We start from the raw sequence: 24,642 nt of genomic DNA on the forward strand, positions 1-24,642 counted from the left end.
TAAGGTGTTTCTGCGATGTTCTCTCTGCCTTGGCTCGAACTCTCTCGCTTCAAGCGGCACACGATCACTCGACTGGCGATCATCGTCGTTGCCGTCATCCCCGCGATCTACGGCGGACTCTACCTGGCTTCCAACTGGGCACCGACCGACAACCTCGACAAGCTTCAGGCAGCCGTGGTCAACACAGACGAAGGGGCCGAGAAGCCCAGCTCCGAAGGTGAGAAGCTCCAGGCAGGTGATGAGCTCGTCGACCAAATCACCCCCAAGGGCGAAGGTGGATTCGACTGGCAGGAGACATCCCTGGAGGAGGCCAACGACGGCCTCGCCGAAGGCAAGTACTTCGCTGTCCTCGAGATCCCGAAGAACTTCTCCGAGCGACTAGTATCGACCGGCGGAGACGATCCCGAGCAGGCAGGACTGAATCTGCGCACCGATGATGCGCACAATTTCATCGTGGGGCAGATGGCGGGAACCATCCTCAACGAGATCAAATCAGGACTGAACGAGACCACTACGGCCGAATACGTCTCCGAGGTCTACCTCGGCTTCAACGACATCCATTCCTCGACGAAAAAGGCCGTCGACGGGGCGAGGCAGCTCAACGACGGTGCCGTCGATCTCCACGACGGAACGGGCGAGCTCTCCGACGGTGCGCATACCCTCGACAAGGGAGTCGGCACGCTGCAGACCGGCATCGGTGACCTCGATGAGGGGGCTGGTGAGCTGAAAAAGGGCAGCGGCGATCTGAAGACCGGCGCAGATAAGCTGGCCAAGAGCACGACCGAGGCGAAGAACGGTTCGAAGAAGGTCGCCGACGGTGCCGGGCAGGTCGCCGACGGAACGGGCCAGTTGCGCGATACAGCTGACGAGGCCACGGACAGGGCCGAGGAGCTCAAAGACAAGGCCGACGACCTCGTCGACGGGACGCGGCCCAAGCTGAACCAGGCGGAGGACGACTTCGACTCGGCGCGGAACACGGTCAACGGCGACATGGATGACCGGGTCGCACAGCTGCGCGAAGACTACCCCGACGATCCGAATGTGGCGAAACTAGCCGATGACATGGACAACCTCGGCGGGGATCTGGACAAGGCCCACGGGCGAGCGTCGAAGGCGGCAGACGAGGCTAAGGATCTCGAAGATCCGGTCAAGAACGCCGTAGACGACGTCATGGGCAAGATCAGGGAGGCCGACAAGAAGATCGGCAAACTCGACGACGGCGCACAGAAGGTGGCCACAGGAGCCGATGATCTGCACTCCGGGCTGATCAAACTCGACGCCGGTGCAGGCGACTTGGCCAAGGGTGCCGGCGACCTCAATGACGGCGTCATACAGCTCAAAGACGGCACCGAGAAGGCCAAGACGGGCGTTGCCGACCTCAAGGACGGATCCTCACAGCTGGCTGACGGCTCAGATGAACTCGACAAGGGTGCGAAGAAGCTCGTCGACGGTTCCGGGGAGCTCGCCGACAAGCTGGCCGATGGCCTCAAGCAGATCCCGACCTATGACAAGTCCGACCGCGAGAATCGCTCGGACGTCGTCGCTGTGCCCGTCGATGCCCAGAAGCTCAAGGACAACTCCGTGGACGCCTACGGCGAGGGCCTGGCCGCGTTCTTCGTCTCCCTCGCCCTGTGGATCGGCGGCATGATCACCTACATGGTCATCAACGCGATCCCGTACCGTGCACTGATGTCATCGGCGAAGTCCTCCCGAATCGCCTGGGCCGGCTACGTGCCCGGCCTCCTGTTCGGGGTAGCCCAAGTCGCGGTGCTCTACGGAGTCCTCACCTTTGCTCTCGACTTCTCCGCCGGCAGCTGGTTGTGGACCCTATTGTTCTCGATCCTCGTGGTGGCCAGCTTCCACGCGGTCCACCAACTCTGCGTCGCGGCCTTGGGAGGTGTCGGCAGGCTTGTCGCCCTGGTCCTGCTCATGGTCCAGATCGCCTCGGCGGGAGGCACCTATCCGGTGCAGACAGCGCCTGGCATCTTCCAGATCATCTCGCCCTTCCTGCCGATGACCCACGCGGTCAACGGCCTGCGGACCCTGATCGCCGGCGGAGACATGTTCATCGCCGCTCAAGCGGCAGTCGTCCTGCTGCTGATGACCGCGATCTGTCTGTTGGCAACCATGTTCGTGTGCGGTCGGAAGCGCACGGTCACGCTGACCCAACTGCATCCGAGCCTCTCGCTGTAGGGCCTGATTTCCGCCGAGGCGGCGGTGCGTCGGCGCGCACCGTCGTCCCGTCATCCCCGTTGTCCGGGGCGGCGAACGGGTCAACCGTCATCGAAATACCGCAGATATCGCTGTGGTTCCTGGAGGAAACGCCTCCAATGGTCGACCATGTCGAGCCGATCCCATGTGGATTCGCGCAGCCCCCATTCCCCGACCTCGACGAGTTTGGCGCCCTCTGCGCGGGCGAGGGCGGGGGAGTGGGTGGCCATAATGGTCTGCAGCCCCGCGCGATCTCGCGCTCGGATGAGCTGCAGCAGGGTGAGTGAGGCGGTGAAGGACAGGGCGCTTTCCGGTTCGTCGAGGACCCACAGCCCCAAGTCCATGAACTTCCCCGTCAACATCTCGATGAACATCTCACCGTGTGACTGCTGCGAGTAGTGGTGGCCGCGGCCGGCGCCGATCTCCATCAGGTAGGCCATGTTCTCGTGCATTGTTTCGGCGCGGAGGAAGAAGGCGCCCCGTTTGGAAGTCGCGCCGCGGACGATCTGCACGTGTTCGCTCAACTCCGGGATTTCCTCGGCGTGGTCTCGAACCTCCCATCCCGTGCCGCCTCCGTGCGGAAGGTCAAGGGAGGTGGCCAATGCTTCGATGAGCGTCGACTTGCCCGAGCCGTTCTCGCCGACGAAGACGGTTGTGCGCTCGAACTCGAAGCCGTCCAGAAAGTCACGCACAGCAGGAAGGTCATGCAGCCATGGGGTGAGCTCTGGCGGAGAGTGCGCATGTTTGGTCACCGACCGCAGCGGCAGATCTACCCGGGAATCCATGTGTACGAATGTAGACGACGGTATGGACATGACAATTCTGGGCAACGGCGCCGAGACGGCTGGCGAAGACAGCTGACGTGCCGATGAGGCAGCCCCCGCAACTAACCCCCTACCCGAACGCAAGCCGCAGCGCCAGGATCACCAGCACCACCGCGATGAGGATGTCGAGGACCTGCCACACCCGCGGCCTGGCAAGGTAGCGCGAAAGACCGCGGGCGCCGTAGCCGATGCCGAGGAACCAGGTGAGCGAGCCCAGCATTGCCCCGATCGTGAACGGCCAGATCCCTCCCGGACCCTGCTGATTCGCCAGATTGCCGAGCATCACGACGGTGTCGAGGTAGACCCCGGGATTGAGGAAGGTCAGCGCCAGAGTCGTTGCGATGATGGACTTCAGACTGCGCTGATGCGTATCCGCCGTCAGCCCTGATGCCTCGCGCGCCGAACGCAGACTGCCCCACGCGTACCAGAGCAGATAGGCCACTCCCAGCCACCGTAGAATCTCCAAGGCCCACGGTGCCAGGAGCACGATCGCTCCGATGCCGACGGTGCCCGCGCCGATGAGAAGGACGTCGGCGAGGATGCAGATCGTGAGCACCACGCCGAGGTGCTCCCGGCGAATACCCTGCCGCAGGACAAGGGCGTTCTGCGGTCCGACTGCGATGATGAGCGACCAACCGGCGAGGGTTCCGCTGATGAGATGAGTGAGCACCCGAAAAGACTATGACGCGCACGGTGATAAGAAAAACAACAGAATCTTCATCTGATGCACAATTGCTTCATGAACATCGATCACGTCAAAGCTCTGGCCGCCGTCGTCGATGAAGGCACGGTGGAAGGCGGGGCCTTCGTTCTGGGTGTCACACCATCGGCGACGAGCCAGCGCATCCGCACCCTCGAATCCCGCATCGGTCAGGTGCTCGTTCGCCGCACGAACCCCATCACCGTCACCGAGGCGGGGGAAGCGGTCCTGAAATATGCGCGCGAGATCGAGCTCCTCGAGTCCGAAACCATGGATCGTCTCCATGGCATCGACGTCGGGGCCCCGGACGGGGTCGGTTCCGCCCCGGCCCACCGACGCAGGAGGGTCCCTACGGTTCTGCGGATCGGGGTCAACGCAGATTCGCTGGCAACCTGGTTCCGCCCGATCTTCGCCGAGGTGGCGAAGTGGGACGATATCGTCATTCGCATCGAGGTTGCCGACCAGAACGTTGCCCTGCCCCTGCTGACTTCGGGGGAGGTGCTCGGCACCATCACCTCTGCGGCCTCCGGCGGCTACGGCACTCAGGTGCAGAGACTCGGGTCCATGCGCTACGTCGCCGTCGCGTCGAAGGGGCTACTGAGCAGACACCGTGGGCTCGGCGGTCAGGTCGGGTCCGGTGAGATCAGGTCCGGTACCGACGCCGAGGTGGACCTCGGGTCCCTGCCGATGGTGAATTTCGGTAAGGACGATGATCTGCAGTTCGCCTTCCTGCGCAGGGTGGGGATCACCGGCATCCCTCCGATGTCAGTGGTGCCCAGCTCCTCGGAATTTGCAGTCGCGGTCGAGGCCGGGGTCGGCTGGGGGCTGATCCCCATCGTGCAGCTGGGAGACCTCAGCGATGACCTTGTGCCGATCTCGGCGGATCCGACCATCGACGTGGACCTGTACTGGCATCACTGGAATCTCGCTTCTGAGAAGCTCGGTCGACTCACCGAGGCTCTCCATCGGGCCGCAGCCCAGATGAGGTGAGCCCGCGTCGGTCAGAGAGCGAAGGCATTCGTTCGAATGCCGGTCGCATCGTCGACGGCTCAGCTGCTTGGTTCGAGTACTTTCGCGATCAGCCACCTGAGCTGATCGAGCGCGGCATCGACGGTGACGCGCTCGGGAGTCACGATCGAGTGCAGAGCCAGCCCGTCGAGCATGGTGAATAGCGCAACGGAGGTGGAAGCCACCTCGGCGGGGTCGATATGCCCCTCCGTGGCCAGGATCCCAAGCCAGCGATGCAGGCACTCATAGGTGAAGTCGTGGCCGTACTCGAGGAGCCTGCGGGTCACGGCCTGGCGTTCGGGCCCGAGGGCGCTGATATGCATCGTGAGCCACAGCTCGAGCTGCATATCGCGGTGCTCGTGGCTGGGCAGGAACTGCGCGCAGCACTCGAAAAGGCGATCGACCGGATCCAGGCCGGATTCGGAGATCGAGAAGTCCTTGACTGCGGTTCGCATGGAGCCGCGAGCGATGGCCTCGTGCAGGTCAGCCTGGGTGGGGAAGTAGTGACGCAGCGTCGAGGCACCGATCCCAGCCTCTTTGGCGACCGCCCGCACACTGAGGTTGGTCTGTCCGGGCGGAGCCTGCTCAGCCAGACGGATTGCCGCAGAGATGATGTCATCGCGTCGCGACATTCGTGCTCCTCTCGGCCTCGCGCATCATTGCTGTTTTCTGTATAGTACAACGTACTAGCACGCTGTGCCAGAAGGACGGGTTCCTGCGTCGAGATTGACCGTGGCCCTCGCGTGCGCCACATCGACAGAGACTCCGAACCAATGAAAATGGAGCCCCAGAATGATCGAAAGCATCCAGGAATTCGCCGGATCGATCCCCGACTGGCTGCAGTGGGCAGGCATCATCCTCGTCTCCGCGATCCCGTTCGTCGAGTCCTACTTCGGTGCCGTCATCGGCGTCGCGATCGGTCTGCACCCCGTCGTTGCGATCTTCATGGCCGTCATCGGCAACGTGGTGTCGATGCTCGCCGTCGTCTACGGTGCCGGAGCCATTCGCGATAGGGCGAGGAAGAACAGAGACGAGAGCGAAGAGCCCTCGCAGAAGCGCCAAAGGCTCAAACGCATGTTCGACAAGTTCGGTGTCCCCGGGGTCTCTCTGCTGGGACAGACCCTGCTGCCGTCTCAGATCACTTCGATGGCGATGGTCGGATTCGGTGCCGATCGCAACGCCGTGGCATTCTGGCAGATCATCTCGATCATCCTGTGGGGTGTGCTCTTCGGCGTCCTCGCCTCCGTGGGCGTCGAACTCGCACTGCGCTGAGAGCTCGGTCGCGCGAGCTCGCGCTGTGGTGATGGATCAGGGGCTGGGCGGCTGCGTCAGTGGCGACATCTAGACTGTGCCCATGACCGAATCCACCCCGACTGCAACGACCATCGACGCCGACGAATTCGCCGTTCAGGCTCAGCGCATCCTGGCCGAGCTCACTGCGAATCCCGAGGCCCAGTTCCGGGACGGCCAGCTCGAATCGATCCGCGATCTGGTGGTGGAGAAGAAGAGGGTCCTCGTGGTCCAGCGGACCGGGTGGGGCAAGTCGGCCGTGTACTTCGTGGCGACCAGAATGCTTCGGGCGGCCGGCACCGGTCCCAGCCTCATCATCTCCCCGCTGTTGGCGCTGATGCGCGACCAGATCGCCGCGGCGCAGCGCGCCGGGGTTCGCGCAGCCAGCCTCAACTCCTCCAACGTCACCGAGTGGGACACCGTCCTCGATGATCTCAGGGCTGGCAACCTCGACGTTCTCCTCGTCTCGCCCGAACGGCTGAACAACCCGCAGTTCCGTGACGAAGTCCTCCCGCAGCTGCTGGCCTTCCTCGGCCTCATCGTCGTCGACGAAGCTCACTGCATCTCCGACTGGGGCCATGATTTCCGTCCCGACTACCGGCGGATCGGACACATCCTGGCCGAACTGCCGGGCAGCACCCCTGTCCTCGCCACAACTGCCACCGCCAACTCCCGGGTGGTCACCGATGTCGCCGAACAGCTCGGCCACGACACCACCGTCGTCCGCGGTGAGCTCGCCCGTGACTCCCTCCGGCTCGGGGTCCAACCCGGACTCGACGCGAGCGCACGCATCGCATGGCTGTGTGCCCACCTCGGTGATTTCACCGGTTCGGGAATCATCTACACGCTCACGGTCAGCGCGGCCGAAGACATCACCAGAATTCTGCGCGACCGGGGTCACGAGGTCCGTGCCTACACCGGCCGGACCGATGCTGAGGAGCGGGCCGAGCTTGAGCAGCAGCTCAAAGACAACCGGATCAAGGCGCTCGTGGCCACCTCTGCGCTGGGAATGGGGTTCGACAAACCGGACCTCGGCTTCGTCATCCACATTGGTGCGCCATCATCTGCCGTCGCCTATTACCAGCAGGTTGGCCGTGCCGGTCGTGCCACGGACTCCGCGGATGTCCTGCTCCTGCCCGGTGCTGAGGACCAGGAGATCTGGAACTACTTCGCCACCGCCTCGATGCCCAATCAGTCCGACGCGAACGCCGTGCTTCAGTCCCTCGCCGAGGCGGACGGCCCCCTGTCCGTGGCTCGCTTGGAGACGCTGGTCGGGACCAAACGCACCCGCCTGCAGCTGCTGCTGAAGACCCTCGAAGTCGAAGACGCCGTGACCAAGATCAAGGGCGGTTACATCTCGACTGGCCGAGGTTGGACCTACGACCAGGAACGATATGAGAAGGTCGCCGCCGTGCGCGCAGCTGAGGCGCAGGCGATGCTCGACTACGAGTCCACTGGCGAATGCCGAATGGAATTCCTCATTCGCCAACTTGATGACCCCGACCCCACACCCTGCGGACGCTGCGACAACTGCGCCGGAACCTGGTGGTCGGCCGAGATCTCGGACGAGAACAGGCAGGCAACGGCAGGAACTCTGCATCGCATCGGCCTGCCCATCGACCCGCGCAGTACCTGGCCCAGCGGCATGGCCAACATCGGAGTCCCGCTCAAGGGCCGCATTCCCGCCGGAGAGTTGGCGGCCGAGGGCCGAGCCATCGCACGGCTCAGCGACTTGGGACAGGGTCAGACCTTGAGATCATTCCTCGCACCTGACGCTCCCGATGCCGAAGTGCCCGCACAGATCGGCAAATGGTGCCTTGAGGTCCTGGCCCAATGGGACTGGGAGATCCGCCCTGAAGTCGTCGTCTCGGTGCCAAGCGCGCGCAGGCCCACGACAGTGAGATCCTTGGCGGCGAATCTGGCCTCCGCAGGACGACTCATCGACGGGGGAGAGCTGCTGCAGGTTCATGACCACGGCACCCCCGAGGTCAACAGTGCCTTTCGGGTGAAAGATCTCTACGATGCGTTCGTCGTCCCGCCCGAGGTCGGGGAGGCAGTGGCCGGAAAGGCGGTGCTTCTCGTCGACGACGAGGTCGTCTCACGGTGGACGATGGCGATCGGGGCGCGACTGCTCAGGCAGGCGGGGGCGACTGCGGTGCTGCCGTTCGCACTCGCACTGCGTGCCTGAGGAAGATCATCAGCATCTATCTCGGACCCGAATCTCACCGGGTGGGCTGGTTACCTCAGGGCTGCCCGGATGTCCTTAACCAGAGTGGGGGTCCTCCACTGGCTGACCTCTGATGCCCACCGTGTCCATGGGTAGGCGAGTCGGACGAGGTAGTAGTTGACATATTCGACGACTCCGAACGCCCAAACGACGACCACGACGACTGTGGCGATCGTCCCGGAAGGTGCGTTGACGATCACACCCACCAGACCCGTGATCAGGGCGACCGGGGTGATCAGCCTCAACCCGCGAAAGCACCGCGCGGCCATGTGCGGCATTCGGTCTGGGGCGGCCTGGGCCTTGCTGACGGGCATCCGGGAGCGCATCAGCAGCCAATAGGCACTGGCCTGAAGCAGGACGAACAGCAGAGGAAGTAGAGCCCACCACAAGGCCGCGACAGCGCCGGAGGATTCGAGTCGGGACCGCCACATGAGCGCGACCAGCGCGAACACTGCTGCAGCCGCGAGCTCGCCGAGCCCCAGATTCAGGTACCGGGAGCGCGGCTGTGAGAATCGATCGCTCACGGATTCTGCTGGAGCTGGAACGTCGCCCCTTCCGGATCGGTGACGGTGGCGATGCGGCCGTACGGTGAATCTTCGGGACCGGCGATCACCTTGCCACCGAGTTCGGCCACCCTGGTCGCGGTGGCATCGGTGTCCTCGACGTTGATGTAGTCACGCCAGAAGGACACCTGGGTCCATTCGCTGGCATCGCAGATGCCGGCCACAGCGTTCTCATCTGCGCCATGTGTCGAATACGGGAACCCCTCCATCGCCACGATGTCGAAGGAGAAGACGGTGCGATAGAACTCCTGCGCAACGGGATAGTCTCGCGTCATGAGCTCGAACCACACCGGAGTCCCGGGAGTGAGCGGGGTGTCGAACCCGGTGAACTCGCCGGGCTGCCACATGCCCACACCGGCACCGGTGGGATCGGTGATGACCGCCATCTGGCCCAGAGGTCCGACGGTCATCGGTTCGGCGATCGGAGCCGCACCGGCGGTGAGCGCTGCCGCGTAGGTGTTCGTGATGTCGTTGGTATGCAGGTAGGTCGTCCACATCGCCGGGATCATCGGGTTCGGTGTGCCGTCCATGTTCACGGCACGCATAGCGCCGCCGACAGCTGCTCCGTCCTTTGTGATCATGTTGTAGTGACCGAAATCAGGTCCCTGATCCTCGAACTTCCACCCGAAGATCTCGGAGTAGAACTTCGTCGTGGACTCGAAATCGTGGCAGGTGTAATCGATCCAGACGGGCTGTCCTTCACGGAGATTCTCAGGCATTGCGGCTCCTCATCATTGCGGTTGGCGATCTGCTCAGTGATTGTGGTCGACGGCCGCGGGATCAGCGGCTGTTGTCAGTGCCAGTTCCTGGTGAACTTGGCGAAGTAGTCATACATCGTGGCTTGCAGCAGAGGCCCGAAGGTCACACGCTTCACCCCAAGGTCCTGCAGCTGAGAGAGGTCGAGTTCATCGGGCACGGCACCCTTGACCGGGTGGGCAGTGACATTCAGCGGCAGTCTCACCTGCGACAGTATGGTTTTGAGAGTCTCGGTGTTCGGCAGCCTGACGGGATAGACGGAATCCGCACCGGCCTCGGCGCACAGGTTGAGGCGTCGGACCACCTCGGCGGTGGGGTCCTCGAAATCATCGGGATTCTTGAACACATCGGTGCGGGCATTGATGACCACGTGCACCCGTTGCGCGTCAGCGGCGCGACGCAGGTCGCCGATGTACTCGGCGTGCTCCTCGGCGCTGCGCAGTCGTCCTTCGCTGTGGACGGTGTCCTCGATGTTGACGCCCACAGCGCCAGCCTCGAGGAGCCCTGCGATGAGATCCGGCGCCGCAGTGTCGTAGCCGGATTCCAGATCGGCGCTGACCGGCACATCCACGGAGCCGCACACGCGGGCGATCCCCGCCAGCGCCTGGCTGAGGCTCATGGTCTCGCCGTCCGCGGAGCCCACGGAGTCGGCGAGAGGATGGGAGCCGATGCTCAGGGCTTCGAAGCCGGCATTGACCATGGCCTGGGCTGACCAGGCGTCCCACACTGTCGGCAGGACGATCGGACGATCCTGATGATGGGCTTCGAGTAGAGCGGACGCGCGTTCAGCAAGAACAGAGAAATCGGTCATGTCCAACACTGTTCCACCGATTGCTGGCTACGATCCAGTAATCTGGCGAGTTCACCCGAAGGTTTCAGGCTTATTCACTCGATTGTGAATCGCCACCATCGCTAGCTCTCACTCACAGCCTGGGCGTCCGCGGCGGCTCCTCGCGTCGATCACCGGTGGCTTCGAACGCTGCAGCGAGCTCGATGAGCTTCGAGTCATCCCAGCCGCGGCCTGAGATCGTCAATCCGATGGGAATCCCGGTGTCGGCCATTGTGCCCATGGGCACCGTCACTGAGGGGATGCCCAGATGCCGTGGCACCAGGTTGCCGTTGGCGACCCAGGTGCCGTTGCGCCAGCCGAGGTCCGCCGAGGCCTCGTTGACATCCATATCGGCCGGTCCCACATCGGCCATCGCCGGGTAGACGACTGCGTCGAGGCCGTTGACGTCCATCCACTCTTCGAGGTCGATCCGACGAGTCACCTCGAGACCTCGGATGCCGTCTTCGAGATCGGGGATCTCCGTCACCGAGGTGTAGGGCCGATCCTTGGTCAGCTGCGGGTATTCGGCGATGTCATCGTCGAACCCGGTGTAGCGATCCGGCAGGGCGCCGTCCGGGTGGGGGAAGATCCTCGTCCCGTCCACCTCGGCGAGGGAGGACAGCTTCGGGTCGCCGTTGGCGGCCAGGAAATCGTCCCAGGCCCACGCGGAGAGGTCGTTGATCTCCCGATCAAGGTAATCGGTGCTGACGATGCCGCGCGTCCTGATCGTCGGTGCACCGGGGCGATCGCCCTCGTAGTTGCTCACGACTGGGAAATCTGTCTCGACAACCTCTGCGCCGGCGGCTTCAAGATCACGGCGGGCGGCCTCCCAGGCGGCGATCACCGAGGCCCGGGTTTCGACCCGCTGTCCTGTGGGCCCGCCGATGCCGCCATCGGGGTTCGTCCCGGCCTCGGGGTCGGCGTTGATGTACATCGTGGGGATCCCGAAGCGTTTGCCGGCCAGAGCCGAACGAGCCGCTTCGTTATCGGTTGGAAGCAGCGCGGCATAGGAATCGGGGCGAATGGCCGAAGCGGCGGGAATCTCGACCCAGGGCTGGACTCGCCAGAAGTCGCCACGAGTCTCGGCATCGTCGGCGACGATGACGTCGAGGACCTCGCACAGATCGGCCATCGACCGGGTGTGGGGGACGACGACGTCCATCGTGGGCACCAGAGACCAGTTGCCGCGCACCGAGATGACTCCGCGGGAAGGGGTGTAGGCGATGAGTGCATTGTGCGAGGCCGGAGCCCGCCCTGAGGACCAGGTCTCCTCGCCGAGGCCGAAGGCGGCGAAGCTCGCGGTCGTCGCGGTACCGGAGCCGTTCGACGAACCGGAGGCGAAGGCGCTGGTCAGCCACTGTGCGTTGTAAGGGCTTTCGGCCCTGCCGTAGAGGCCACGCTGCATGCCGCCGTTGGCCATCGGCGGCATATTGGTCAGCCCCAAACAGATGGCACCGGCGCCGCGCAGGCGTTCGATCGTGAAGGCATCCTTGCCCGCGATGAGGTCGGCGAACGCGGGGGATCCGGCGGCCACGCTCAGCCCGGTCACCATGTAGCTGTCCTTGGCGGTGTACGGGATCCCGTCGAGGGGGCCCAGCGTCTGGCCATGGGCGCGTCGTTCGTCGGAGGCGGCTGCCTCAGCGAGGGCATCCGGATTGGCCACGATCACAGAGTTCAACTTCGTGCCGGTGTCGGGTCCATCGAAGGCGGCGATGCGAGATTGGTAGGACTCGACGAGCCCCACCGAGGTGGCGGTTCCGTCCTCGAGCGCCTGTCGCAGCGAGCCGATGGATGCTTCGACAACATCGAACTTCGTCATTCTCGATTCCTCCGTGCAATTCCGGTGCGAACGGGCGCCGTCGCCGGGTCGACGATGCCCCGCTGGATGCAGCCCGCCCTGAACTGGTGATGTCTCACAGTATTGCTCACCTGGACCGGAAATGTCGTGCGAATCCCGTTGCCGCTGACGTCTTCGCCCGTTGGATCATGCTGTCCTCGCGCGTAGGATCGGGGCATGTCGATCAGGACGATCATTCTCAGTGGAGGCCGCTCGAACCGCTTCGGCGGCGTCCATAAACCCGCGGTGGAGCTGGGTGGGACCACGGTGATCTCACGGATCTTCGGCGCTGTTCGCACTGCTGATCCCGACGCCGAAGTGTGGGTGGCCGGACCATGTGATGGGCTGACTGCGCGAGAGCAGGAATCCGTGCATTCCGTCGTTGAGGAACCTGCCTTCGCCGGTCCTCTGGCTGGCATCGCAGCGGTATGCGCCGCGCTTCGAGACGCTTCCTCCGCAGCGTCTGCGGGTGTGACTCTGGTGCTGGCAGGGGACATGCCGCTGATCACTGCGGACCACCTCGGCGATCTGATCGAAGCCTGTCAACGGACAGGGACGCCGGCAACTGGGATCGATGACCGGGGGAAGACGCAGTTCCTGTGTGCCGCATGGCCGACAGAGCTTCTGCTCTCGCGTCTGGACGCCATCGGCGATCCCACGAACGGCGCGGTGAAATGGCTGTTCTCAGGGCTCGAGCTCAGTCTCGTTGACGTGGAACCGGGCGTCATCGCCGACTTCGACACGGCTGAGGACCTCGACCGCATTCACGCCCGCATCGACGAAGCCGCCTCGCCCGACGAAGCCGCCTCGACGCAGTAAGTGTCGAAGCGGCTTCGAGGGCGAATCGGCCAAACGGGCTCAGTCGTCGACGAGCTGAGTCTGTTCGATGGCTTCGACCGACTCCGCTGGCGAGAGTCGGCAGCGGATGCCGACGTAGAAGACGACGACGGAGAAGATCACGGTGATGAGCTCACCCCAGATGAAGCCCATGACGTCGAGTCCACCGCCGTAATGGCCGATGAGGCTGAGAACGACCAGGCCGACCATCCACAGGATCATCCACCAGCCGGAGCGCATCTTCAGGTCCGGCAGACGCGCTTTGTCCTTGGCGAAGATGTGGTGGAGGATCATGACGACGTAGCCGATGGCCACGGCGAGGAAGAGCTTCCAGTTCGTCTCCCAGCCTGTCCAGTACACGATGAGGTTGGCGCAGATGAAGCCGATGATGGGCAGCGCATCGTTGCCGGGCAGTTTGAACGGACGCTCCTGATCGGGCAGCTGACGGCGCAAAGCGGCGACGACCACCGGACCAGTGGCGAACGAGAGCACGGTGCCCGAGGTGATGAAGCCGACCAGTTTCGCCCATGAGGGGAACGGGAGGAACATGATGCAGGAGACGATGAACACGACGAGCAGAGAGATCCACGGGACGCCGTGCTTGTTGAGCTTCGCCAGGGCGCGTGGGGCATTGCCGACCTTCGCCTGCGAATAGGACAGTCGCGGGGCGAGTGCAGTGTAGATCAGGCCCGTGTCAGCGGGGGAGACGATCGCATCACCGTAGAGGATGACGGCCAGCCACACGGCACCCAGCAGCAGCGAGATCTCAGCGAGAGGACCTGCGTCGTTGGTGAAGGCCAGGTTCTTCCATCCGCCGTCGAGGAGATCCGAGGGCAGCGCGCCGATGAAAGCCGCCTGCAGCGCGATGTAGATGACACCGGTGACGAGGATCGACCCGATGACTGCGAAGGGGACGTTCTTCTGCGGATTCGTCGTCTCACCGGCGAACTCGACTCCTTGGCGGAAGCCGAGGTAGGAGAACACGATTCCCGCGGCAGGCAGCGCCGCGAAGATCGGTCCGATGCCGTTGGGTGCGAAGCCGCCGAACTGCTGGCTCGCGAAGTGACCGGGGTTGAACGAGAGAGTGAAGAACACGACGATGACCAGCACGATGACGGCGAGTTTCCACCACACGAGGACGTTGTTGAACCGAGCGAAGAGCTGGACTCCGTAGAGGTTGATGAAGCTGAAGACCAGCATCAGAGCGATGCTCACGGCAATGCCCGGGCCGGTGAGGACGGCGACGTCATCGACGGTGTGCATGAGCCAGGGAAGGTAGCTCGAGGCGTACTGAACGGCGGCCATGACCTCGATGGGCACAGTCGCAGCCACAGAGAGCCAGGTGATCCAACCGCTGGTGAAGCTCGCGAATGAGCCGAAGGAGAAGTGGGGGAAGCGGATGACGCCACCGGCGACGGGGAACATCACGCCGAGCTCCGCGTAGTTCAGCGCCACGAAGATCATCATGACGGCGCCCAGCGCCCAGGAGATGAGTGATGCCGGACCGACCATCACCGAGGCATTGAACGCACCGAAGAGCCAGCCGGAACCGATGATCGAACCGACGCCGGTGAATAGAAGACCGATCTTTCCGATGTCTCTCTTGAGCCCCTTATCGGCCCGGACCTCGACCTTCGTTGGTTGTCCGGATGCCGGGGGAATGATTGTGGACATCATTGCCCTTTCGATTGTGCTAACAGCTTTCAACTGTTGAAGTTTGCTCCTTTTGAATAGGTGATGTCAATCACTCAGATGGTGATTTCGGGTCATCGAGAGATCCTTTATATACCTCATGTGACCAGCGGCGATATGCAGGATTCTGTTCGACATCGTCAACTGAGCTCGATTGGATCCAATGTCGAAGCAGTTATCGGCGGAATCTCAATTGATATCTGGAGTCGTTGAATGCTTACTTGTCGGATTGGATCCAATGACGTGCGAAATTCCCAGCCGACAATTCTGCATATCGGAGTGTCCTCGGTCGAAATGGCAGCAGATTGCAGTTTGATTGCAATCAGCAAGGCGTGTCTCTATCCGAGGGCCATTGCGCGGCCCTGGGCGCGTATTCTCACGGCTTGAGGGGGCTATGCTTCACGGCAGAAGGTGGATGACTGAGGGGTAGGCGATCGCCCGGGGGCGTGTCCGAGGGCGGATGTCTGGATGAGAGCGAATGTCCAAGCGCGGGCACCGCGAGCGATGGGAGGGGATCGAACTGTGACACACGATCAGGCGGCCAGTGCCAGAATCGCGGCCGAGTTGAGATCGCGGATCATCCAGGGGGTTCTCGTCCCCGGGACCAGGATCAGGCAGGAAGAGATCGCCGAGGAGTTCGGTGTGAGCAGGCTGCCGATCAGGGAGACCCTGCGAATCCTCGAATCCTCAGGGCTGGTCACTCTTGTGGCCTCGACCGGAGCGTGGGTGTCCGCCCTCGATCTTGACGAGTGCCGGGAGATCTACCTGATGCGCGAGCGGCTGGAGCCGCTGCTGCTGAGAATGGCGATGCCCTCGCACACGGCCGAGTCGTTCATCGAGTTCGAAGCCAGCGCCCAGCGGGTGGAGGCGGCGACCTCGCCCGGTGAGTTCCTCGAGCGCGATCATGCCTTCCACCGAGCGCTGATGGCGGGCCCGACGACGATCAGGCTTCACGACACTGTCGACCACCTGTGGAATCTCACCCACTACTACCGCAGGCAGCTGCTCGCGCCGAACGCAGTCACCCGACGTTCGCGACGAGAGGACATCTTCGCCGAACACCGCATGATCCTTCGGGCCGTCATCGACGGCGATGTCGAATCCGCCGAGGCGATGCTGGCGCTGCATATTCGCCACACCCGAAAGCTCGTCGAGCTCTACCCCGAGATCTTCACTCACAGCGGTGCGGGTGTGCCCCGGAGTTCGCGCTGAGCTCGGATCATCCCTGACGTGCCTTGAATCGGGGGTTGAGCTTGTTGATGACATAGACGCGGCCGCGTCTGCGCACGACCTGTGAACCCGGCTGCTTCTTGATCGAGCGCAGGGATCTGCGAACCTTCATGACTGATCTCCTTAATGAGAATGAGTATTGTTAGACGTAACAATAGTTTCTTTGAGGGAAGGATGCCAATGCCGGAGTCAAATGACGCCGATATCGATGTGATTGCAGTGACGGGCGCATGTGCCCAGGAGCGGGGCAGCTGTGCCCGGGATATAGCGGAAGCCAGGGGATTCGTCTTCGTCCCTGCCGAGCAGACGGGTCAAGGGCTCGAGGCGGTCGACAGGGCAGTCAATCTGATGCGCAAGGCGATCCACGTTCCCGGCGTCGTCGTGGAGTACCCACTGGAGGCGCCGGTGATGGAGATCGTCGGCTCCCTGACGGCTCCGGAGGCGGGGACGACTCTCATCGACCTCGTCTGCGTTCTCGACGTGGGATGCATGCTTGCTGATCTTGACTCCGAGGAGTTCATCAGAGTCCCCCTGACGAGTGATGCGGGGGACGGATGCGTCATCGCCTCGAAGGCTGAGCTGCTCGTCGCTCAGATCGAATTCGCCTCGACGATCGCAGTCGTCAACGGAAGGTCGCTCCAGCCGAAGGTGCTCGAGCGGGCGACCTCGCTGCTCAGCCATCTAGCCCCAAGCGCTGAGCAGAGACTCGTCGCGAATCCCTGCAGCCGGCACGGTCGCGACGGTCTCGAGGTGCCCGGTCGAGCCGGGAGGACCTACGCGCAGCGGCCGCCGGATGCCGGCTGGGTGGCGATCCTCAATCAAGAATTTCCACCGCAACGGCAATCCTGCATGGTCGAAGCCATACGGTACGAGCAGTATCGGCCCTTCCACCCAGGTCGCCTGCATCACGCGCTGCAAGCATGCCTGTTCCAGGGGCACTGTGGACACATTCTGCGCTCGGCCGGATTTGCACGATTGGCCACACGTCCGCACATCACCGCCCAGTGGGATCAGGTCGGCCGCATATTCACGCTGTCACCATTGGCGTTCGACGACAGCCTCGGCGCCGAGGATGAGCTTCTCGCGTTCGGTCAGGACTTGGCGTTCATCGGCACCGGACTCGACGAGCTCCGGCTGCGGCAGGTCCTCGACGGGGCCGCCCTCAGCGATGCGGAGCTGGAGGCCGGGCCGATGGAGTGGGCGGGCTTTCCCGACGAGTTTCCGGCGTGGAGCACAACGGCGAGATAGGTTCGCCGGTGCCGTCCGCCGACGACTGCAGCCGGCTCTTCGCCGGCGACCGCTATCGGTTCTTCGCCAGGGCGGCGCACTCGGCGCAGAGTCCGAAGATCTCGAACACATGTCGGGTGACTTCGAATCCATGTGAGTGAGCCGTGGTGGTGATCCAGTCCTCGCTGGACGGTTCCACCTCAACGGCCTTGCCGCAGTTCTCGCACACCAGGTGGTGGTGATGCTCGTCCTGGGCGCAGGCGCGGAACAGCTGTTTCTCGGCAATGGTGATGGAGTCGGCGTGCCCGGATTCGCTCAGGGCGTTGAGCTGTCGGTAGACCGTGGCCAGCCCCACTGTGTGGCCCTGATCCTCAAGCGTCCGATGGAGCTGTTGGGCGGAGACGAAGCGCTTCTCGCTCTCGAGTGCGGAGCGGATCACGGCCTTCTGGGCCGTGCTGCGGGTCTTCTTGGGTTCTTCAGCCGTCATGTCCTTGTGCCTCCGACGCTGCAGCGCAGTTGGTTCTGTGAGCATATGCGCATACGTTGATGTGTCCGGGTATTAATGAAAAACGTTACCATTAGCGGGTGACGAGCGTCCCGATGGCAGATGTGGAGGAGATGTGAACAGGAAGCAGTCCGCAGGAGCCGTCCCGGTGATCCTCCTGACCGGCTACCTGGGGGCGGGCAAGACCAGTCTGCTCAATCACCTGCTGCGCCATCCCGATGCACGCATCGGTGTCGTCGTCAATGACTTCGGCGACCTCAACATCGACGCGGGCCTCGTCGTCGGGCAGGTCGATGAGCCCTTCTCCATCTCGGGCGGATGCATCTGCTGCCTTGATGATGACACTTCACTCGAAGACGCACTCACCGCACTCGCGAAACCGCGCCTGCGTCTCGACGCCATCATCGTCGAAGCCAGCGGTTTCGCCGAACCGCTGACACTGGCACGGATGGTCACCCGCATGGGCCACCACCGCTTCCACCTCGGTGGGGTCATCGACGTCGTCGACGCCACCATGCATGCCGCCACGGTCGACACCGAAACCGCACCGCCGATGCGCTACGCGGCAACGACCCTGGTGCTCGTCAACAAGCTCGATCAGCTCCCCGTCGCGGACCGGGACACGGCTGTCGCTGCGATCCGGGAACGGGTCCATCAGCGCAATCCGCGACTCCTCGTCGTCGGCACCAGCTTCGGCCGTCTCGACCCGGCGCTGATCTTCGATCCCGGCTCAGGGGCCGAACGAGGCGGCGATGGAACACGGTCGGATGACAGTTCAACCGGGGATGAGAGCGCAGAACCCATCCAAGCGGAACTTCCGATCCGGGAACTCATCCGACAGGCCTACGCCGAAGCCGCTCAGGAAGGCCTCGACGGCGAAGGCGAGAGCGTCGCCGTCCACCATCACGCACAGTCGGTGACGATCACTGCCAGCGGGTGTGCCGACGCCGGCGCCGTGCTGAACTTCCTCGAGGATCTGCCGGCCGGGGTCTACCGGGTGAAGGGCTCGATTCTCGTCGACGACAGGGGCGGACGCCGGCGCTACGGCCTCCAGGCGGTAGGCCCGAACGTCTATGTGTCGGCGGTTGCGCCGCAGCCGACGACGGCGCCGCAGTCGACGACGGCGCCGCAGTCGACGACGGCACCGCAGGAGGAGAGCTGGGACAGCGCGTTGGTCGTCATCGGTGAGTCCTTCGACGAAGCAGATGTCAGGGCGAAGCTGAAGGCCGCGTTGCGCAGCGACGGAGGCGCGAACGGAGTGGAGCGACTCCGCCACTACGTACGCCTGCACAGTTGAGAACAGTGAGGCGCCGATCTGCGCCGAGTCCCGTCACGCTGACGATTGCGGTGTTTCCGGAATCCAAGACGGAGGAAAACACCCGCGCCCGCAGACCACAGCGCTCATAGGATCGAATCATGACCAACCTCCCATGCCGCACTCAGCCTTTTGGGGGAGGAAGAAGACAACTTTTGGGGGACGCGTCGACCGGCCCGGCCTGAAAGACTGAACTCGTTCCACCCTCGCCCGGACCATCCCCGCCGTCGCACCGATCGCCGGCACACCGCGCCACCAACGCACCGCTCCACAAAGTCACCTGATCGCCCATCCGCAGCTCCCGCATGCCCAAAACCCGGAGGAACCCGTGTCCCTGATCACCAGGATGAGTCTGAAGAACCGCCTCATCGTCGGCCTGCTCACCCTTGTGATCGCCGTTTTCGGCGTCATTGCGACCACCTCGCTCAACCAGGAGACGATGCCCTCGGTCGAGCTGCCAGGCACCTCGGTGCAGGTCACGGTTCCGGGAGCCTCACCCGAGGTCGTCGAGGAATCGGTGACCAAACCGATCGAAACCGCGCTCGAAGGGGTCGGCGACCTCGAGACGGTGAGCACAACCTCCTCGGCGGGGTCGATGTCGGCCGACGTCACCTGGCCCTTCGGCAAGGATGCCGAGGAGATGACGGACTCTGTGCGCTCCGCCGTCGACTCTGCGAAGGCAGACCTTCCCGACGGCGCCGAGGCGGAGGTGCTCTCCCAGCAGATCGACGACGTTCCGGTGGTCATGTTCGCCGTCTCCGGGGGCGAGGACTCGCAGAAGCTCGGCGATCTCGTTGAGACTGAACTCGTCCCCGAGCTCCAAAGCGTCGCGGGCGTCTCCAGCGTCGACGTGGCCGGGCAGAACGAGCAGCGAGTCAACATCAGCTTCCGTCCCGACGACGTCAACGATAAGAACGTCGTCACCACCTCGGTGCCGGACGAACTCACGGCCGCCGGAACCGTCGTCCCCGCAGGTCAGAGCGCACAGGGGGACAAATCACTGTCCGTGGAGGTCGGTACCGAACTGGACGCCGTCAAGGAGATCGAGAAGACCCCGCTGCGCACCGCTGACGGTACGGTCCTGCTAGGCGACGTCGCTGATGTCGAACTCGATTCCGTGGATAAGACCTCGTACTCGCGTGCCGATGGCAAGGACGCCGTGACGGTGTCGGTGACCAAGGGCCAGGATGACAATGTCGTTGAGGTCTCCCACGGAGTCAATGAGGTCCTCGAGAGGATGGGACCCGAACTCGGCGACGACATTTCCTTCTCCACGATCTTCGACCAGGCTCCCGAGATCGAGAAGTCGATCCATGACCTGTCGGTCGAAGGCGGGCTGGGACTGTTCTTCGCGATCCTCGTGATCCTGGCCTTCCTCGGCTCCTTCCGGTCCACCGTGGTCGCCGCGATCTCGATCCCGATGTCGCTGCTGATCGCGATGATCGGTCTCATGGTCGGCGAATACACCTTGAACATCTTGACCCTGGGAGCCCTGACCATCGCCGTCGGCCGTGTCGTCGATGACTCCATCGTCGTCATCGAGAACATCCGCAGACGGCAGGGCACGAGCGACCTGACGATCGATGACATCGTCGCCTCTGTCAAGCAGGTGGCCGGCGCCATCACGGCCTCGACCCTGACCACTGTGGCCGTGTTCCTGCCCATCGCCTTCGTCGACGGCATCGCCGGGCAGCTGTTCCGACCATTCTCCGTGACCGTGACACTGGCTCTGCTCGGCTCGCTCCTTGTCGCGCTGACAATCGTTCCGGTCTTCAGCTACTGGGTCCTGCGGAAGAGCCCGAAGCCCCTTTCCCCGAAGCGCCAGGCTGCCACCGACGCAAGCTATGAGGCGTGGGCCCGGAAACATCGGGAGAAGGGCATCAAGCGCGCAGAGAAACGACAGTCGAAGATCGACGGGAAGAATGCCAAACGCGACGCCAAGGGCAAGACGCTGCTCCCGGCGGCGACTGCCGATGCTCCGGTGACGCCGATGCCCGGCGACGGAGAGGCCTCGGACAGGGTCGACCGTCTGCAGCAGCGAAGCCTGCCAGCTATCCTGGCCGCACTTCGACACCCATGGCGCACGATCGTCATCTCCGTGGCGATCTTCGCCGTGACGATGATGATGGCCAGCTTCCTCAAGACCGACCTCCTCGGGGCCGCAGGGCAGAACTCTCTCTACATCGCGCAGACTCTGCCAGCCGGGTCCTCGCTCGAGGCCAGTGATGAGGCGGCGAAGAAGATCGAAGACGTCCTCGCCTCCGACCCGGACGTCGACACCTACTCGACGACCGTCAACGGACCCGAAACCGGTTCCGAGAACTCCTTCAACATCACCCTGAAGGACGATTCCGAAGCGGAGATCGCAACGAACCGGCTGTCGAACCAGATCGACGGACTCGGCGACGAGGTCGGCGAGATCGATCTCCAAGACGCCTCAGGCAGTGCGAATGAGGATGTGGAGATCAAACTCTCCGGCTCTGATCTGTCAGCGCTGGGCGAGGCAGCCGATTCCGTGACGAAGAAGATGAGTGAGACCGAGGGCGTGACGAACGCCCGCAATGACCTCGCCTCCGATCAGCCGATCATCCACGTCGATGTGAACCGGGAGAAGGCCGCGGACTACGGCTACAGCCAGGCCGAGGTGGGGCAGGCCATTGCGGCAGCCCTGCACGGAAGTGAAGCAGGAACTCTGACGCTGGAGGGCAAGGAGCGAGATATCTTCCTCGCCCCGACCCACCCCGATGCGACTCCAGGCGAGATCCGAGCGTTGGAGCTTCCGGTCACCGAGGTGCAGACGCAGAATGCCCAGGAAGACGCGACCGACGCAGTCGAAGAGAAGACCGACCGCAGAGCCGAGGAAGCCAAGGCCAAGGCCGAAGAGGAATCAGCCGATCAGCTCGAATCCGCCCGGGAGGCCCGCGAAAACGCCGCCGATCAGCTCGAAGAAGCCCGGAAGGCCCTGCGCGATGCCCAGAATCCACCGCCGGCTCCGAGCCCCGGCGATATGGCCGCCGACCAGGTGGAGCAGGCAGAAGAAGGCGTCGAGCAGGCAGAGAAGGGCCTGAACGAGGCCAACGACGCGATCGACGACCTCGTCGACAGCCAGCGCGAGCAGGAGGAGAGCCAGGCTGAGGAGCAGGACCTCGCCGACGAACAGGCGGCGATCCCCGACATCAAGGGCGACCCGATCACGGTCGATGAGATCGCCAGCGTCGACGAGACCGAAACCCCCGCCACCGTCACCCGGGAGGACGGCAACCGTCAGGTCACAGTGTTCGCCACCCCTGCCGAAGGACAGCTCAACCCGGTCTCCGCGAAGGCACAGGAACTGACCTCGAGCATGGATCTGCCCGATGGCGTGAGCTTCGACGTCGGAGGTGCGAGCCAGGAGCATGCCGACTCCTTCGCCCAGCTCGGATGGGCCATGCTCGTGGCGATCGCGCTGGTCTTCCTCGTCATGATCGCGACCTTCCGCAGCTTCGTTCAGCCGCTCATCCTGCTCGTGTCGATTCCCTTCGCCGCGACCGGTGCCGTGCTGCTGTTGCTGCTGACCGGCACACCGCTGGGCATCCCCTCGCTCATCGGCCTCCTCATGCTCATCGGCATCGTGGTGACCAACGCGATCGTGCTCATCGACCTCGTCAACAAGCTGCGCGAGCACGGGATGGGGCTGTGGGACGCGATCATCCACGGCACCCGACTGCGTCTGCGCCCGATCCTGATGACTGCCGCTGCCACGGTCTTCGCCCTCGTGCCCATGTCACTGGGACTCACCGGTGGGGGAGTCTTCATCTCCCAGCCCTTGGCGATCGTCGTCATCGGCGGCCTCACCTCCTCGACCGTGCTGACCCTGATCCTCGTGCCCGCCCTCTACCTCCTTGTCGAGCGGCGCAAGGAGCGCCGGGCGGAACACAAAGAGGCGAAGGCGGAGGCTAAGCATGAGGCCGATCAGCACAGAATCGATGAAGAGACCGCCGAGGTGGCCGCCCGTCCCGTAGATGAGTGAGGTTCCGTGCGGCGACGGTTCACCGGCGCGGGAGTTCTGGTGATCGAGTTCTGGCGAGTGCTCACCGAAACGCGAGCGCACCCTGGCGCAGATGGACGACGTGGTCAGCCCGGGCTGCCTGGGTGCGCTCGTGCGTGGCCATGACGATCGTGGTGCCGCGGCTGCGCTCGGAGTCGATGGCCATGGTGATGTCCTCGGTCGCGCGAGCATCGATTCCGGCCAGAGGTTCGTCAAGGAGCAGCAGGTCCGCGCGTTGTGCCAGACCTTGAGCCACCAGGGCACGCTGACGCTGACCCCCGGAAAGTGAACCGAGGCGACGCGAGGCGAGGTCGTCGATGCGAAGCTGGGCGAGGCAGTCGTCGACGATCCGCTGATCATCACTGCCGAGGCGGGCGAAGAGGCCCCGTGCGCTCCATCTGCCCATGGCCACGACCTGTCTGACGGTGATCGGAAGGTGGTCCGGAGCAGAACTGCGCTGAGGCACGAAAGCCACATTGGACGGCAGGCCGGATATCGATCCATGTGTCGGTCTGAGCAGGCCTGCCAGTGCCATGAGCACCGTTGACTTGCCTGAGCCGTTGGCGCCGACGAGTGCCGTGACTCGGCCCAAGGGCGCGGCCAGGGTGATCTGGTCGAGGGCGAGATGCGCACCATAGTGAGCGCTGAGGTTGGTGATGGTGATCGGATTGTCCACGCTCTAACAATAATGGTTATCATCATCGAATGGAATTCCTATTCGCGCCCTTCGAGGTGTCCTTCGTCCTCCGCGCCCTCATCGCCGGTGTGCTCGCCGCGGTGCTGTGCGGGTGCATCGGCACCTGGGTCGTCCTGCGCGGCCTGGCCTTCTTCGGGGACGCGATGTCGCACGGGATGCTGCCGGGAGTCGCAATCGCGGCGCTCCTCGGTGGTCACCTCATGATCGGCGCAGCGGCCAGTGCCCTGGTGATGGCGGCCGGGATCACTTGGGTGTCTCGCGAATCGAAGCTGTCCCAGGATGTCGGCATCGGACTGCTCTTCGTCGGAATGCTGGCCGTCGGCGTGGTCATCGTGTCCCATTCCCAATCCTTTGCCGTCGACCTCACAGGCTTCCTGTTCGGTGACGTGCTCGGTGTCCGCGGTCACGACCTGATCGTCCTCGCCGTCGCAGCCTGCCTAGGCGTGCTGGCCTGCACTCTCCTTCACTGACCGTTCCTCGCGCTCGCCTTCGACGAGCGCAAGGCGGCAACTCTGGGCCTGCGGCCCGGCTGGACCCATATTGCGATGCTCATGCTCACGGCCCTGGCGGTCGTCGCATCGTTCCAGGTCGTCGGCACGCTCCTCGTCTTCGGGCTCCTCATCGGACCCCCGGCCACAGCCTGCCTCCTGTTCGACCGCGTCGAGGTGATCATGGCGGCCGCCTCGGTGATCGGTGCGAGCGCGTGCTTCTTGGGGCTGCTTGTGAGCTGGTATGCCCAGACATCTGCCGGCGCGACCATTGCGCTGCTCACCGTCCTCGTCTTCTTCGCAGTGCTCGTTACGAGGCGGGTGAGAAGTGCGCTACGATATTCTCAGCATAATGAGAACCATTATCAATAGAAAGATC

Annotated in this window: 20 protein-coding genes and 1 pseudogene; 10 read left to right on the plus strand and 11 right to left on the minus strand. The window is 63.7% G+C overall.

Annotated elements, in window-relative coordinates:
* Positions 1–15 precede the first annotated feature (15 nt).
* Positions 16–2,193, plus strand: a complete 2,178-nt coding sequence (locus JFC13_RS04500) for a YhgE/Pip domain-containing protein (RefSeq protein WP_198395904.1) — start codon at positions 16–18, stop codon at positions 2,191–2,193.
* A gap of 80 nt (positions 2,194–2,273) precedes the next feature.
* Here JFC13_RS04500 and JFC13_RS04505 read toward each other — a convergent pair whose 3' ends face one another.
* Both JFC13_RS04505 and JFC13_RS04510 read right to left on the minus strand, forming a co-directional pair.
* On the minus strand, positions 2,274–2,996 hold the full coding sequence (locus tag JFC13_RS04505) for an AAA family ATPase (protein ID WP_198395905.1): 723 nt from the start codon (positions 2,994–2,996) through the stop codon (positions 2,274–2,276).
* 109 nt (positions 2,997–3,105) lie between these two features.
* On the minus strand, positions 3,106–3,705 hold the full coding sequence (locus JFC13_RS04510) for a LysE/ArgO family amino acid transporter (RefSeq protein ID WP_198395906.1): 600 nt from the start codon (positions 3,703–3,705) through the stop codon (positions 3,106–3,108).
* Between the two features lie 69 nt (positions 3,706–3,774).
* On the opposite strand from JFC13_RS04510, the gene JFC13_RS04515 reads away from it, so the two are divergent.
* Entirely contained in the window at positions 3,775–4,725 is a 951-nt protein-coding gene (locus JFC13_RS04515; protein ID WP_232488188.1) for an ArgP/LysG family DNA-binding transcriptional regulator, read from the plus strand.
* A gap of 59 nt (positions 4,726–4,784) precedes the next feature.
* On the opposite strand, the gene JFC13_RS04520 is transcribed toward JFC13_RS04515, so the two are convergent.
* Entirely contained in the window at positions 4,785–5,375 is a 591-nt protein-coding gene (locus tag JFC13_RS04520; protein ID WP_198395908.1) for a TetR/AcrR family transcriptional regulator, read from the minus strand.
* Between the two features lie 160 nt (positions 5,376–5,535).
* On the opposite strand from JFC13_RS04520, the gene JFC13_RS04525 reads away from it, so the two are divergent.
* Entirely contained in the window at positions 5,536–6,015 is a 480-nt protein-coding gene (locus tag JFC13_RS04525) for a hypothetical protein (protein ID WP_198395909.1), read from the plus strand.
* Between the two features lie 82 nt (positions 6,016–6,097).
* Positions 6,098–8,221 (plus strand): RecQ family ATP-dependent DNA helicase, encoded by a 2,124-nt coding sequence (locus tag JFC13_RS04530; RefSeq protein WP_198395910.1) that lies wholly within the window; start codon positions 6,098–6,100, stop codon positions 8,219–8,221.
* Positions 8,222–8,271: 50 nt separating this feature from the next.
* Here the strand turns inward: JFC13_RS04530 and JFC13_RS04535 are convergent, their stop codons facing one another.
* From JFC13_RS04535 to JFC13_RS04550, 4 genes are all read right to left on the minus strand, one after another.
* Entirely contained in the window at positions 8,272–8,784 is a 513-nt protein-coding gene (locus JFC13_RS04535) for a hypothetical protein (RefSeq protein ID WP_198395911.1), read from the minus strand.
* Positions 8,781–9,542, minus strand: a complete 762-nt coding sequence (locus JFC13_RS04540) for a VOC family protein (protein WP_198395912.1) — start codon at positions 9,540–9,542, stop codon at positions 8,781–8,783. Before JFC13_RS04540 ends, JFC13_RS04535 begins: the two co-directional genes overlap by 4 nt.
* A 74-nt stretch (positions 9,543–9,616) precedes the next feature.
* Positions 9,617–10,390, minus strand: a complete 774-nt coding sequence (locus JFC13_RS04545; RefSeq protein WP_198395913.1) for an isocitrate lyase/PEP mutase family protein — start codon at positions 10,388–10,390, stop codon at positions 9,617–9,619.
* Positions 10,391–10,502: 112 nt separating this feature from the next.
* Positions 10,503–12,227 (minus strand): amidase, encoded by a 1,725-nt coding sequence (locus JFC13_RS04550; RefSeq protein WP_198395914.1) that lies wholly within the window; start codon positions 12,225–12,227, stop codon positions 10,503–10,505.
* Positions 12,228–12,422: 195 nt separating this feature from the next.
* Between JFC13_RS04550 and mobA the strand changes: the two genes are divergently transcribed.
* Positions 12,423–13,064, plus strand: a complete 642-nt coding sequence (gene mobA / locus JFC13_RS04555) for a molybdenum cofactor guanylyltransferase (protein WP_198395915.1) — start codon at positions 12,423–12,425, stop codon at positions 13,062–13,064.
* A 39-nt stretch (positions 13,065–13,103) separates the two neighbouring features.
* Here mobA and JFC13_RS04560 read toward each other — a convergent pair whose 3' ends face one another.
* On the minus strand, positions 13,104–14,759 hold the full coding sequence (locus JFC13_RS04560; RefSeq protein WP_232488189.1) for an APC family permease: 1,656 nt from the start codon (positions 14,757–14,759) through the stop codon (positions 13,104–13,106).
* A gap of 537 nt (positions 14,760–15,296) precedes the next feature.
* On the opposite strand from JFC13_RS04560, the gene JFC13_RS04565 reads away from it, so the two are divergent.
* A complete protein-coding gene (locus tag JFC13_RS04565; RefSeq protein WP_198395917.1) occupies positions 15,297–15,986 on the plus strand; it encodes a GntR family transcriptional regulator in 690 nt (229 codons plus the stop codon).
* Positions 15,987–15,993: 7 nt separating this feature from the next.
* Here the strand turns inward: JFC13_RS04565 and ykgO are convergent, their stop codons facing one another.
* The gene (gene ykgO, locus JFC13_RS04570) at positions 15,994–16,116 is read right to left on the minus strand and encodes a type B 50S ribosomal protein L36 (RefSeq protein WP_096162004.1); all 123 of its coding nucleotides are present in this window, start codon (positions 16,114–16,116) and stop codon (positions 15,994–15,996) included.
* A 68-nt stretch (positions 16,117–16,184) separates the two neighbouring features.
* Here ykgO and JFC13_RS04575 point away from each other — a divergent pair, with 68 nt between their 5' ends.
* Positions 16,185–17,252, plus strand: a complete 1,068-nt coding sequence (locus tag JFC13_RS04575) for a GTP-binding protein (RefSeq protein ID WP_198395918.1) — start codon at positions 16,185–16,187, stop codon at positions 17,250–17,252.
* A 52-nt stretch (positions 17,253–17,304) separates the two neighbouring features.
* On the opposite strand, the gene JFC13_RS04580 is transcribed toward JFC13_RS04575, so the two are convergent.
* Positions 17,305–17,763 carry a Fur family transcriptional regulator gene (locus JFC13_RS04580; RefSeq protein WP_198395919.1) on the minus strand — a complete coding sequence of 153 codons (459 nt, stop codon included), beginning with the start codon at positions 17,761–17,763 and terminating at the stop codon, positions 17,305–17,307.
* A gap of 88 nt (positions 17,764–17,851) precedes the next feature.
* Between JFC13_RS04580 and JFC13_RS04585 the strand changes: the two genes are divergently transcribed.
* The gene (locus JFC13_RS04585) at positions 17,852–19,033 is read left to right on the plus strand and encodes a CobW family GTP-binding protein (RefSeq protein WP_198395920.1); all 1,182 of its coding nucleotides are present in this window, start codon (positions 17,852–17,854) and stop codon (positions 19,031–19,033) included.
* Between the two features lie 346 nt (positions 19,034–19,379).
* Positions 19,380–23,060: an efflux RND transporter permease subunit gene (locus tag JFC13_RS04590; RefSeq protein ID WP_332839330.1), complete on the plus strand. Its 3,681-nt coding sequence runs from the start codon at positions 19,380–19,382 to the stop codon at positions 23,058–23,060.
* 61 nt (positions 23,061–23,121) lie between these two features.
* Here JFC13_RS04590 and aztA read toward each other — a convergent pair whose 3' ends face one another.
* Complete coding sequence (gene aztA / locus JFC13_RS04595; RefSeq protein WP_198395921.1) at positions 23,122–23,754, minus strand: zinc ABC transporter ATP-binding protein AztA; 633 nt, start codon at positions 23,752–23,754, stop codon at positions 23,122–23,124.
* Between the two features lie 29 nt (positions 23,755–23,783).
* On the opposite strand from aztA, the pseudogene aztB reads away from it, so the two are divergent.
* Positions 23,784–24,635 (plus strand): annotated as a pseudogene (gene aztB, locus JFC13_RS19270) (zinc ABC transporter permease AztB).
* The last annotated feature ends 7 nt before the right edge of the window (positions 24,636–24,642 follow it).

The sequence above is a fragment of the Brevibacterium antiquum genome (assembly GCF_016107655.1).
Classification (GTDB): Bacteria; Actinomycetota; Actinomycetes; order Actinomycetales; family Brevibacteriaceae; genus Brevibacterium; species Brevibacterium antiquum.

Coding starts and splice junctions, on each gene's coding strand:
- JFC13_RS04540 (WP_198395912.1), bottom strand. CDS start 9,542: ATGCCTGAGAATCTCCGTGAAGGACAGCCCGTCTGGATCGATTACACC.
- JFC13_RS04515 (WP_232488188.1), top strand. CDS start 3,775: ATGAACATCGATCACGTCAAAGCTCTGGCCGCCGTCGTCGATGAAGGC.
- ykgO (WP_096162004.1), bottom strand. CDS start 16,116: ATGAAGGTTCGCAGATCCCTGCGCTCGATCAAGAAGCAGCCGGGTTCA.
- mobA (WP_198395915.1), top strand. CDS start 12,423: ATGTCGATCAGGACGATCATTCTCAGTGGAGGCCGCTCGAACCGCTTC.
- JFC13_RS04520 (WP_198395908.1), bottom strand. CDS start 5,375: ATGTCGCGACGCGATGACATCATCTCTGCGGCAATCCGTCTGGCTGAG.
- JFC13_RS04580 (WP_198395919.1), bottom strand. CDS start 17,763: ATGCTCACAGAACCAACTGCGCTGCAGCGTCGGAGGCACAAGGACATG.
- JFC13_RS04530 (WP_198395910.1), top strand. CDS start 6,098: ATGACCGAATCCACCCCGACTGCAACGACCATCGACGCCGACGAATTC.
- JFC13_RS04560 (WP_232488189.1), bottom strand. CDS start 14,759: ATGATGTCCACAATCATTCCCCCGGCATCCGGACAACCAACGAAGGTC.
- JFC13_RS04550 (WP_198395914.1), bottom strand. CDS start 12,227: ATGACGAAGTTCGATGTTGTCGAAGCATCCATCGGCTCGCTGCGACAG.
- JFC13_RS04500 (WP_198395904.1), top strand. CDS start 16: ATGTTCTCTCTGCCTTGGCTCGAACTCTCTCGCTTCAAGCGGCACACG.
- JFC13_RS04525 (WP_198395909.1), top strand. CDS start 5,536: ATGATCGAAAGCATCCAGGAATTCGCCGGATCGATCCCCGACTGGCTG.
- JFC13_RS04575 (WP_198395918.1), top strand. CDS start 16,185: ATGCCGGAGTCAAATGACGCCGATATCGATGTGATTGCAGTGACGGGC.
- JFC13_RS04545 (WP_198395913.1), bottom strand. CDS start 10,390: ATGACCGATTTCTCTGTTCTTGCTGAACGCGCGTCCGCTCTACTCGAA.
- JFC13_RS04505 (WP_198395905.1), bottom strand. CDS start 2,996: ATGGATTCCCGGGTAGATCTGCCGCTGCGGTCGGTGACCAAACATGCG.